At 42.0% G+C, this 12,157-nt stretch carries 7 protein-coding genes, 4 tRNA genes and 1 rRNA gene; 4 read left to right on the top strand and 8 right to left on the bottom strand.

Features of this window, described 5'->3' with window-relative positions; all coding sequences use genetic code 11:
• From CXK86_RS31605 to CXK86_RS31615, 3 genes are all read right to left on the bottom strand, one after another.
• The coding region (locus CXK86_RS31605; protein ID WP_180361908.1) for an S-layer homology domain-containing protein at positions 1–2,383 on the bottom strand (2,383 nt) is incomplete at its 3' end.
• 535 nt (positions 2,384–2,918) lie between these two features.
• Complete coding sequence (locus CXK86_RS31610; RefSeq protein WP_101315134.1) at positions 2,919–4,013, bottom strand: hypothetical protein; 1,095 nt, start codon at positions 4,011–4,013, stop codon at positions 2,919–2,921.
• 108 nt (positions 4,014–4,121) lie between these two features.
• Entirely contained in the window at positions 4,122–8,408 is a 4,287-nt protein-coding gene (locus CXK86_RS31615; RefSeq protein WP_180361909.1) for an Ig-like domain-containing protein, read from the bottom strand.
• Between the two features lie 821 nt (positions 8,409–9,229).
• On the opposite strand from CXK86_RS31615, the gene CXK86_RS31620 reads away from it, so the two are divergent.
• From CXK86_RS31620 to CXK86_RS31635, 4 genes are read left to right on the top strand one after another with little or no spacing between them, the layout of a single operon-like run.
• Positions 9,230–9,742: a GNAT family N-acetyltransferase gene (locus CXK86_RS31620; RefSeq protein WP_101315136.1), complete on the top strand. Its 513-nt coding sequence runs from the start codon at positions 9,230–9,232 to the stop codon at positions 9,740–9,742.
• Positions 9,735–10,244: a phage tail protein gene (locus CXK86_RS31625; protein ID WP_101315137.1), complete on the top strand. Its 510-nt coding sequence runs from the start codon at positions 9,735–9,737 to the stop codon at positions 10,242–10,244. Before CXK86_RS31620 ends, CXK86_RS31625 begins: the two co-directional genes overlap by 8 nt.
• A gap of 30 nt (positions 10,245–10,274) precedes the next feature.
• Positions 10,275–10,772 (top strand): phage tail protein, encoded by a 498-nt coding sequence (locus CXK86_RS31630; RefSeq protein ID WP_100529038.1) that lies wholly within the window; start codon positions 10,275–10,277, stop codon positions 10,770–10,772.
• Between the two features lie 17 nt (positions 10,773–10,789).
• Positions 10,790–11,326 (top strand): phage tail protein, encoded by a 537-nt coding sequence (locus CXK86_RS31635; protein ID WP_101315138.1) that lies wholly within the window; start codon positions 10,790–10,792, stop codon positions 11,324–11,326.
• A gap of 294 nt (positions 11,327–11,620) precedes the next feature.
• Here the strand turns inward: CXK86_RS31635 and CXK86_RS31640 are convergent.
• The 5 genes from CXK86_RS31640 to rrf form a co-directional block, all read right to left on the bottom strand.
• Positions 11,621–11,693: transfer RNA gene (locus CXK86_RS31640), tRNA-Lys, on the bottom strand.
• Positions 11,694–11,702: 9 nt separating this feature from the next.
• Positions 11,703–11,776: transfer RNA gene (locus CXK86_RS31645), tRNA-Trp, on the bottom strand.
• A 6-nt stretch (positions 11,777–11,782) separates the two neighbouring features.
• Positions 11,783–11,859 (bottom strand) — tRNA-Met (locus tag CXK86_RS31650).
• A gap of 6 nt (positions 11,860–11,865) precedes the next feature.
• Positions 11,866–11,937, bottom strand: a tRNA-Glu gene (locus CXK86_RS31655).
• A 93-nt stretch (positions 11,938–12,030) separates the two neighbouring features.
• Positions 12,031–12,147, bottom strand: a 5S ribosomal RNA gene (gene rrf, locus CXK86_RS31660).
• Between the last annotated feature and the right edge of the window lie 10 nt (positions 12,148–12,157).

A 12,157-nucleotide genomic window follows, 5' to 3' on the forward strand; every position in this document is an offset into this window, starting at 1 on the left:
TCGCCATAGCTTTTATGTTATTCTCTGCCGGAAACTCGGCTGTAAAAATTACATCTGAGCCCCGTGAAGAAACGATCCAATTCGGAATCGTGCTCCCGAATGCTGCTACTATCTTGTCAGCAAGATCACTTCCTGTTTCAGGACTTCCCATCATAGACACATAGGCTGTCCACGAGGAGATTCCATCCGTGAATTTGACGCCTATCGGCCCATGATCACTCTCTGAATTGGGAAGACGCAGCTTAATTACTTGGGATGTGTTGGTCGCAGGATTTCCTGGAACTTCAAGTGTACTTGAAGGTGCCCCTACTCCTGATGCTTCCAAAGCGTATATTCGAACATTTTCGTTATTAGTACCTGGCGTTTGCGATGTGAAATGTACTCGAGTCCCATCAGCATCTGCAACCCAACCCGCTACGGATGTTCCAAACGCGACTGCTATTTTAGATGCTACTTCAGCCGCTGTTTCTGTTCCCAACATGTAGATATTTTTTTGAACTGGCACTCCTCCATCTGTAAAATAAACATAATATGAACCCGGAGCCGTTGCACCGTTCTCTATCACTAGTGTTGCTATTTGTGCTGTACCCTGTAATGGCGCTGTTCCTACAGATGTAATCGAACTATCTGGCATACCAATCCCTGTGTTTAATCCCGAAAGTCTCGCCATAGCCTTTATGTTATTCTCTGCTGGAAACTTGGCTGTAAAAATCACTTCTGAGCCCCGTGACGAAACGATCCAATTCGGAATCACGCTCCCGAATGCGGATACTATCTTGTCAGCGAGATCACTTCCTGTTTCAGGACTTCCCATCATAGACACATAGGCTGTCCACGAGGAGATTCCATCCGTGAATTTGACGCCTATCGGCCCATGATCACTCTCTGAATTGGGAAGACGCAGCTTAATTACTTGGGATGTGTTGGTCGCAGGATTTCCTGGAACTTCAAGTGTACTTGAAGGTGCCCCTACTCCTGATGCTTCCAAAGCGTATATTCGAACATTTTCGTTATTAGTACCTGGCGTTTGCGATGTGAAATGTACTCGACTCCCATCAGCTTCTGCACCCCAACCCGCTACGGATGTTCCATACGCGACTGCTATTTTAGATGCTACTTCAGCCGCTGTTTCTGTTCCCAAGATGTAGATATTTTTTTGAACTGGCACTCCTCCATCTGTAAAATAAACATAATATGAACCCGGAGCCGTTGCACCGTTCTCTATCACTAGTGTTGCTACCTGAGCCGTACCTACATTGTTATAAATACTACCTTGGACAGTTATGACACTTCCACTCGAAACCACACCTGTCATAATGCTTTCAACGGTGGCTTTAACATGATCGTTGTTAACAGCTGGATTTAATGATGTAAAATAAATGTTTGCACGCTCAGCATCCACATTCCATCCTGTTAGTGCATTATCAAACGCTTGTACGATTTTAGCAGCTACCTCAGTATCCAATTCAGTTCCATCAAGCTCTACGTAAACGGTCACTGGATTGACTCCATCTGTAAACGTTGCACGCAATGAACCTGGCGCATTTGCCCCACTAGTTAATGTCAGAGTTACCACTTGAGATATGCCTAAAACATCTTTGACGCCTACGGTGGTGTTCAATATGGAGGTCTTCACTCCAGTAGTAATCGAAGGTGAACCGGATCCATTAGATGTACTGTTTGAATCTGAATTTAAACTCACAGTAGGTATAGATGGTGAAGGTATATTATCGTTATCTTCACTTTCAGTTCCTTGTTCTTGTTCTTGAATCAAGCTTATCGCTTTATCTAACATTACAACTGCCTCAGCTCGCGTAATTGGAGATGCCGGTTTGAATGAACCATTTGTATAACCAGTAATGATATATTTTGAGAATGTAGCACCTATGGCACCCTTACTCCAATATGTAAATTCTGAAGAATCCTTAAATGCTAAAGCTGCTTTTTCATTACTAGGTAATTTCAGTAAGTCTGCTACAATAACTGCAGCTTCTTGACGGCTTATCGGTTTAGAAGTACGTATAGTTTGATCTTTATAACCTTGTATGTAACCTGCTTTTACCGCTTTTTGTACTTCTAGATAGCTCCAATTTGAAGACGACAAGTCAGTGAAATGTATTTCTTCTACCTCATTAAAACCAAACTGACGATTAACCAATGCCATAAATTCTCCACGTGTAATTACATTGTTGGGTTTAAGTGTTTGACCAGAATATCCTTTAATTAACCCTTCTGAGAGCCATTTGTTAAGGGTATGTTCGGCCCAATGTCCTTGAATATCTAAATTGGTTTTCTGACCATATGCTACCCCACTAAATACGGATACCATACTGGTAGCTATTATGAATGTGCTTACTTTTTGAATTATTCTTCTATAAAACATATACTTCCTCCAGTTCAAATAAAAAGTCATTTATTCACCCAATCGAACAGATTATTCTTCCCTCCCATCCGGTTACTCTTTACTAAGGCAATTTTGAATAAGGTATAAGCTTCAACCATTTACTGTTTCTCAATGCTATATTATTATATCGGTTTACAATAGTTCACGAGTTATATTTATTAATTGTTTAATTCTTTTACGCAGCACTATTCTTTTTTTGAATTGAACGATCCTTGTCCTCAAATTGCGTTCTTGAAATGAGTTTTCAATAATATTCTATGGAGAACTTACAACTTAAGAAAGATATATATCAGGAGTCTAAGTTAGAATTAACAGTCAATGAGTTGCTATTACAATTCTTTTGTAGCGCACCTGAAGAATTCGATTTTATTCACGAAACAGTTTCATTAATCAGGAGTTATTCTGACATCCACGTATGTATCATTGTTATATAAATTAAACACAATAATAGCACCGTTCCTTTTGAAGGTGTAGGAGCAAGTATCATCAAAATGAATCCTGTTGAAAATTTATATCAACCTCTCTTAACTTGATTGTTTGATAAAATTGTAACGAGATTAATTTTATTTTTGAAGTCCTCCGATCCATTTAACTCTACTATTAATCTCTCTAAAAAACGGATGACATCGTCTACTGATATTGAACTCGATTCAATTCTACGTAAAAACATTATTGTAAGCTCTCTCACTTCTTTTAAGGCAATATCATTTCTTTTTTTTGATGCATATTTGCTTAGATAATATAAATCAATGTTCACCTTAGTTATCTTTATGAAGGGATTATTACTGTTTGCAGCTCTTAAATCTCTCAGAAAATTTAAAGCTCCACCTAATGAAAAATAAATCTCTGTGAGTTTTTTTAATCTTTTCTTCTCCCATTTTTCCCTGTATATTTGGCCTACAGTGTCAAATATAATGAAAGTCAAAAATGCTTCTTTGATTTTAGGTAAAAACTCTATGTACATGTTGTATTGATTTATTGTGTATTCCTGTCCAATCATCATACTCGCCCAGCGCATAGGGTTATAGAAAATATTTGAAAAGATTCCTGACGTAAAACCATCCAGATTTGAAAATACATACAATATTCCTGCTAACCAATATAACTCTAATCTAAAGCGGAACAGGATGTATACAATGATAAATATTATTACTGCTGAAAAGTACAAACTACCATTTAAAATTTCATTGCTTAAATTAGAGATCGACTTCATATATGTAATTAATTCTTCAAGAGTTAAGTTATTATCGACCAAGTAATCCATATACGCCTTATTTTCTTTAAGCTGTGAGAGAAATGAACTCTCCTCTGTTAAAAGCTCATGAAACATTGCTTGGGTGTTATCTGGTAGATCTTTTTCCATAACAATAAAAGTTTTTGTAATGGTATTCCCTATTTTTGTTTTAGCATCAATTTCAGGTGAGAAAAAGACGTCCTCACTATACTTGCTCTCAGTAGCATATCTATAATATGCACCCGGATCGACTATGTTAGTTATTCCGAAAAGTAACAAGGATATAACTAAAAACAATGGAAAGTACAATAAAAACATACCTAATATAATTACAGTCTTTTTTAAATACGCATTCCCCAAACGTGACTTATTCATTGAATCCCCTCTCTTTAACTAATCAAAAATACAGATCGTATTTGCTCATTGGAATCTTAATAAGCAAAAGATCAGACCCTCTTGGTCTGATCCTTCGCTTTCATGCTTCTATTGAATCAAATTCGACTTCTTAAGTAATTTTTGAAGTAACGTAGCCACTTCAGCACGTGTGATTTGGCCCTTCGGTTGAATCGTAGTCGTTGTTCTACCATTCATAATACCCGTTGCTAAACCAGCTGCTATATGACCTCTGGCATAGCTTGAAATCGATGAATCGTCTTTATATTGTCCGATCAACGTGTTTACTTGATCAGGCAATAAATCCGGATTGATACCTGTGATCTTCATCGCTTTTGCAATAATTGTCATAGCTTGTTCACGAGTGATGGTATCCATAGGAGCAAATTCAGCATCATTATAACCCTCAATTAATTGATATTCGTGAGCTGTATAGATATAATCAGCAAACCAATCGGACTTATTTACATCGATAAATGAAGTTTCGCCAGTTAACGGTACTATACCCAGCCCTCTTACAACCATAGCAGAGAACTCTGCACGTGTAATGCTCCTATTCGGTTCGAAAATATCCTCCCTAACTCCCGTAACAATCATTCGTGATCCCATGTCATTGATTGCGTCTTTTGCCCAATGGTTCGTCACATCAGTAAATTCGACTGGGTGCCAAACCAGTGTGTACAAGCTATTGGACAAGCTATTAATCACTGCGTGGTAGCGATTATCTTTCTTCTCAACATAAGTTGGTACATGATGAGTGGAACCATCCGAACCTACAACAATTCCTGTCGTAATCTGATTTGGATCGACGGTCTCCGGAAGTGGAATATACCGTTCAACGTACGTATTGAAGCGATTTATTTCCTTTCTTAAACCATTAAATTCAGCCATTAACGTAAAATGGACAGGATCCACTAAAAGTAAAGCACCTTTTGAAATTGCCGAGTCCTTTGCAATGCTTGATTCCGAAGGAAGAGCTTTTGAGATTGTTAATTCAATCGTCATGTCTGATAGTGTATCATCCGCACCAAGTTGACCCGCTACCGTCTCAATTGAGATTTGGCTCGCAGGTAGTCTATACGTGGCAAGCGGGGTGACCAGTTCTAAGACGGCAGATTGCTCTATCATCTTTTTAACAACATCCCCTGTTAATATTCCCACAATGGAATCCGATGACTCATTCACAGGAATAGTCACTACAGCATTCTGACCTTCTTTCGCCAACCATTCTAGAAGTTTGCTAGGATCCGGCGTAAGAGTTGTTATGGTTCTATTATCAACGATTTTTGTATCCAACTTGCCGATCTTCTCTGACTTACCGTTTATTACAACAGGGACACCACTTGGCTCTAGCTGAGGTGGGTTTGTTGATGGTGTTCCGCCACCTTGTGAGCCCCCTCCACTGTTGCCTGAATTTCCACCGCCACCTGAATTATTGGAAGAATTGACAGTAAGTACAAGGTTAGTTGTTGCTATTTCCCCGTCTCCATAAACAGCTGTAATCACGGAAGTATAGGTTCCGGCTGGTAAGCCTACTACCGGTCTAACGCTCCACGTATCGATACTTTCACCCGCAGCTACATTATTGCCACTTCCTTCAACCACAAATGCATTGGGTTCACTGGAAGTCAGACTACGAATGGTGGTATCAACCGCCCCGGCATTCGTGATGATTAATTTCTTTGCTGAAGGTTGCTCATAACCAACCGTTACAGGTGAAAATAATGGAGCCACAATACTTAAAAAAGGTATCGTCTCTGAAATATCTTCGAACTCTGCGCTAATGGTAACATCCCCGCTTGGCATGATAAAAGTTTCACCCACGATCGGATAACCTACAGAATTAAAGATATACTTCAGCGTTCCTATTTTTACTCTCTTCCCGAAATCCGGTAGAATGTCCAAGCTAATTAAGTTACCGGCTGGGGAGATCGTAGGGGCAGCACTAATTGTGCCACCTACCAAATTGTTTATTGTCACAGTGTATCGTTCAATTTCAGTAACTACGTTTATTGAAGCGTTGCCCGATTTACTGCCGTTGACCGTTGAGATCGCGGTAATCGTATATGGACCAGGTGTTGTGTTTGGAGCGACACTTACCAATCCATTTTCATCCACTGTGACATTTCCGCTCGTATCACTGCTGCTCCATGTAACGGTTTGGGCTGCTCCACCACTTACATTCACAGTAGCTGTCAGCTGCTGTGTGTCACCTTGCAGCACACTTGAAAAGGTAGGACTCACTGTTACACTGTTGACTTCTGGTGCAGAAATCACTGTAATCGTTGCACTACCTGTCTTGGTACTATCAAAAGAAGAAGTTGCTGTAATTGTATACGGACCAGGTGGGGTATTTGCTGCCACACTTACCAATCCATTTGCATCTACCGTGACATTGCCATTCGTGTCACTACTGGTCCACGTAACAGTTTGGGCCGCTCCACCGCTGACATTCACAGTGGCCGTTAGTTGCTCTGTATCTCCTTGCACCACATTAGGGTTAGACGGACTGACCGTCACACTGTTTACTGCCGGTGCCGAGGTAACCGTGATCGTTGCACTACCTGATTTAGTACCGTCAAACGTTGAAGTTGCTGTAATTGTATACGGACCAGGTGGGGTATTTGCTGCTACACTCACCAGTCCGTTCGCATCTACCGTAACATTACCGTTCGTGTCACTACTGGCCCACGTAACAGTTTGGGCCGCTCCACCGCTGACATTCACAGTGGACGTTAGTTGTTCTGTATCTCCTTGCACCACACTAGGATTAGACGGACTGACCGTCACACTGTTTACTGCCGGTGCCGAGGTAACCGTGATCGTTGCACTACCTGATTTAGTACCGTCAAACGTCGACGTTGCTGTAATTGTATACGGACCAGGTGGGGTATTTGTTGCTACACTCACCAGTCCATTCACATCTACCGTAACATTACCGTTCGTGTCACTACTGGTCCACGTAACAGTTTGGGCCGCTCCACCGCTGACATTCACAGTGGCAGTTAATTGCTCTGTATCTCCTTGCACCACATTAGGGTTAGACGGACTGACCGTCACACTGTTTACTGCTGGGGCAGAGGTAACCGTGATCGTTGCATTACCTGATTTAGTACCGTCAAACGTTGACGTTGCTGTAATTGTATACGGACCAGGTGGGGTATTTGCTGCTACACTCACCAGTCCGTTCGCATTTACCGTAACATTGCTGTTCAAATCACTACTGGCCCACGTAACGGTTTGAGCCGCTCCACCGCTTACATCCACAGTGGCGGTTAATTGTTCTGTATCACCTTGCACCACACTAGGGTTAGACGGACTGACCGTCACGCTGTTTACTGCTGGGGCAGAGGTAACCGTGATCGTTGCATTACCTGATTTAGTACCGTCAAACGTTGACGTTGCTGTAATTGTATACGGACCAGGTGGGGTATTTGCTGACACACTCACCAGTCCGTTCGCATCTACCGTAACATTGCCGTTCGTGTCACTACTGCTCCACGTAACAGTTTGCGCCGCTCCACCGCTGACGTTCACAGTGGCCGTTAGTTGCTCTGTATCTCCTTGCACCACATTAGAGCTAGTCGGACTGACCATCACACTGTTTACTGCCGGTGCCGAGGTAACCGTAATCGTTGCACTACCTGACTTGGTACCATCAACTGTTGAAGTTGCTGTAATAGTATATGTGCCTGGTGTAGTGTTTACAGCCACATTCACCAATCCATTCGCATCTACCGTAACATTGCCGTTCGTGTCACTACTGCTCCACGTAACAGTTTGCGTCGCTCCACCGCTGACATCCACGATTGCTGTCAGTTGTTCTGTTTCCCCTTGCTTCACACTTGGGTTAGCTGGGGTCACAGTCACACTATTCACGTGTGGGGCGGGAGCAGACTTTATATGACCGTCATATGTTTGACTGTCATAACCTACTGCAACTGCTCGTCCTCCACCTATAATGACGTCGGCAAAATCCATGGATGAGGATAGATTACTCCATTCCTCTTCCCAAACAACCCCATTTATCGAGGTTGCAACTCTTTCATTTGCGCTAACGGTATAAAATTTACCTGCAGCATAAGTCACTGAAGCTAAACTAACGTTGCTGTAATTCAATACGGTCGTCTTGCTCCAAGTTACTCCATCATTTGAAACGTATGCCTGTCCAGCCTCACCAACCGCTACAAATGTATTGTTTCCATAGGCAACATCGAAAATGGCTTGGGTCGGATTAGTTGTATATACCTCACTCCATGCTAACCCATCGGAAGAACGGTAGATTTTAGCCGCTTGTCCTTCATTATAGGTCGTTGCGATAAACACCCCATTGCCGTACACTACTCGGTAAAAATCAAGGTTTGTATTCGTATACACTACCTCCGGGGTACCATTTTCTGTGAATGAATATAGTTTTTCTTTTCCTGCTAACACATAACGGTTAGTAAGGGAACTATAAGTGATATCGTTGATATGCTTGTTTTGGAAAAATGAATTCACAGGCGTCCAACCGGTTGTGGGTTCAGATGTCTTATAAACTCCGTCCGAGGCAGTAATGAACCAAGTTGAATTTAAAAACTTGACGTTAGTCGGTTCAATGGAAATCTCTAGATTGCGGTTATCCCAGGTTACGGAATCTGTCGACAGATGATAATCTAGAAAATAACCTAAAGACAAAAATGTACCATTGCCATATTCCACAATAGTTTGAAAACTTGAAGGAACATGATGTACAGGACTCCAAGTCGCAGCGTTCGCTTTAGAAGAAAAAATCCCACCACTAAAAGAACTAATGAGTAAAATACTTGCCAATGTAGTACGGAGTATACGATTCAAACTCCTTTTTCTCGAAAACAAAGACATATCCGGCCCCCTAAAATTGGATTTAATCGGCAATTATTATTGCCTATCTATTTCCCGATGAAGTTTGTCAAATGATGAAATGGAAATTACTCTCATCATAAACGAGACTTTGGTATAGGTAAATATAATTTTAGGGACTTTTTTCATAGAACAATGACTTTCAACCCATTTCAAAATTGATCTAGCGTGTTTTTTTGAAGTTTTGTTATAAATTTTCGTCACCATTCGATTTGAAACTGCAAAATTTTTAATGACAGCCCTTCTTCCATCTGTTATAAACAAATTATGACAACTATATCTAGCCATCACCTTGGAATTAAAGGAGAAAATAAAAAGTGATTGATACAGTTGCTGCAAAACTCGAAGATGAAGCGTTTTTGTTTCAGTTGTATTCATTAACCCGCCAAGACGAATTACAAAGTTGGAACTGGGAGCTAGAGGAACAAGAACTATTTTTGCGTATGCAATGGAGAGCTCAAACCATGTCTTATGCGGCCTCTTACCCAGATGCAATTCGTATGATCGTTCGTGACAATAATGTTCCTGTCGGTCAAACGTACGTACTTGAACAAGGGCAAGAATGGGTGCTCATTGATATATCTCTACTTCCAGAGTATCGGAATCGGGGAATAGGTATGAGCATAATTATGGATCTACAACAGAGGGCAAGTCATGCTGGCGCAACTATTCGTTTAAGCGTACTTCCCATGAACAGGGCAATGAGGCTGTATCAGAAGCTCAACTTCGTTCCTGTACACAGCACAGGTTTATATCAACTAATGGAATGGTATCCTTTGAGAACAAATGAATCAACATCAGAATTTAGTGAGGTGAAAACGAATGAGTGAAGCTTATTTAGGTGAGATTCGGATGTTTGCGGGGAATTTTGCTCCTCTTGGATGGGCTTTGTGTAATGGACAAACAATACCCATTGCTGAAAATGAGGCTCTGTTCGTTCTACTTGGAACAACGTATGGCGGAGATGGACAAACCACGTTTGCTTTGCCTGATTTGCAAGGTAGAGTGGCTGTACATCCAAACCCTACGTTTATTCGTGGGCAAAAAGCAGGTAATGAGACGGTTACATTGGTATCTAATCAACTCCCTGTACATACGCATTCGGTGTACACAGCATCGGATTCCTCTACAATTACATCAACACCAAGTAATGCAACCTGGTCTAACTCACCACGAAAAATCTATTACACTTCAGATAAAGCCACTACTGTGAATATGAACACTGCAGCTGTATCTTCTGTCGGTGGAAACCAGGCTCATGACAACATGATGCCTTCAACTGTCATTTCGTTCATTATCTGTCTAGAGGGCATATTCCCGTCTCAACCTTAAAAAGAATAAAAATATAGAGGAGGTCACCTCATGTCAGAACCATTTTTGGGCGAGATCCGATTGTTCGCCAACAACTATGCCCCTCGTAACTGGGCTTATTGTGAAGGACAAATCTTGCAGATCAACAGCAACCAAGCTCTCTACTCTTTGCTTGGCAACGTCTACGGAGGAGATGGTATCACTACTTTCGCACTTCCAGACTATCGTGGACGAGTACCGATACATGTGTCAAATACAATTCCTCTGGGCACTAAACAAGGTGAAGCAGCTCACACGTTAACCATTAATGAGATGCCGATACATAACCATCAAGTAACAGCTTCAGAAACCAATCCATCGGTGGCAACTCCACTAAATAACGTTTGGGCAGCTGTCCCGAATTCATTCGGATCCACCCCTGGACAAGAAACTATGAATTCAGGAAGTCTCTCAGGAGCCGGCGGTTCTCAACCGCATAACAATATGCAACCATACACCGTATTGAATTACGCCATTGCGATTCAGGGAATTTTCCCTTCTCGCAACTAATTAAGGAGGACATGACTTTGGCTGATGCGTATATCGGTGAAATCCGAATTTTTTCTGGAAATTTCGCACCAAAAGGCTGGGCATTATGTAATGGTCAATTGATGTCAATTAACCAAAATACAGCTCTATTTTCTATACTGGGTGTACAGTATGGTGGAGATGGAAAAACGACCTTTGCATTGCCCAATTTAATGGGTTCCGCTGTTATCCATCAAGGTTCTGGAACGGGTTTAACTCCTCGTACTGTTGGACAACAGGTTGGAGATGCAGTGGTCACGCTAAATCAAACCGCGATCCCTGCTCATACGCACACACCTCAAGGTATTGTTGCGACAGGGAACCAAACATCACCTAAAGATGCGTACTGGGCCCAAGCTGCCAAACCCATTCCCACAGCACCGCAGCCCCCATTGTACAATAACACACCAAGCACAGATATGACGCCTATGGCTGTAGGAGTGACTGGTTCATCTCAGCCACATAACAATATGCAACCTTTTATTACACAGACTTTTATCATATGCTTGCAAGGCGAATTTCCTTCACGTGGTTAAGGAAATAAATATAAGAAAGAGGCTGTCCATAAGGATAGCCTCTTTTCCAATAGGGATATTATAATCGGATTAATTTAAAAGTTATAGCGTTCTTAGATTTACTACAGGGTGCGTCCATTATCCGTTGATGGGATAGGAATTTTTCCCTTGTCTGTCGAAGAGACCATAGTTTGTAAAGATGACTCTCGACCTTTTCTCCATGTCTTACTATACAGAGGATTCACCTGGAAAGAGTTTATAATCCACGTCAGAGAGTCTATGTTATTCTTTTAATACCGCACGCATAGATAACAATGAGCCATGAAGGGCTCGAACCTTCGACACCCTGATTAAAAGTCAGGTGCTCTACCAACTGAGCTAATGGCTCTTAATAAAATGGCAGGGGCAGCAGGAATTGAACCCACACCAACGGTTTTGGAGACCGTTGTTCTACCTTTAAACTATGCCCCTAAAAAATGGTAGCGGCGAAGGGGATCGAACCCCCGACCTCACGGGTATGAACCGTACGCTCTAGCCAGCTGAGCTACACCGCCTTATTATGACCCGTAGGGGATTCGAACCCCTGTTACCTCCGTGAAAGGGAGGTGTCTTAACCCCTTGACCAACGGGCCTTACTTACTCCTGATGAAGAATTTGAAGCTGCCAATTGTTCTCACCACTTAAATTCTCAAGAAAAGTCAAAAAAAATACCCCAGCGGGGTTTCGCTTGGCGGCGTCCTACTCTCCCAGGACCCTGCGGTCCAAGTACCATCGGCGCTAGAGGGCTTAACGGTCGTGTTCGGGATGGGTACGTGTGGAACCCCTCCGCCATCGCCACCAAACGCATAGCTT

This window comes from Paenibacillus sp. BGI2013, assembly GCF_002843485.1.
In the GTDB taxonomy this organism is placed as follows: domain Bacteria; phylum Bacillota; class Bacilli; order Paenibacillales; family Paenibacillaceae; genus Paenibacillus; species Paenibacillus amylolyticus.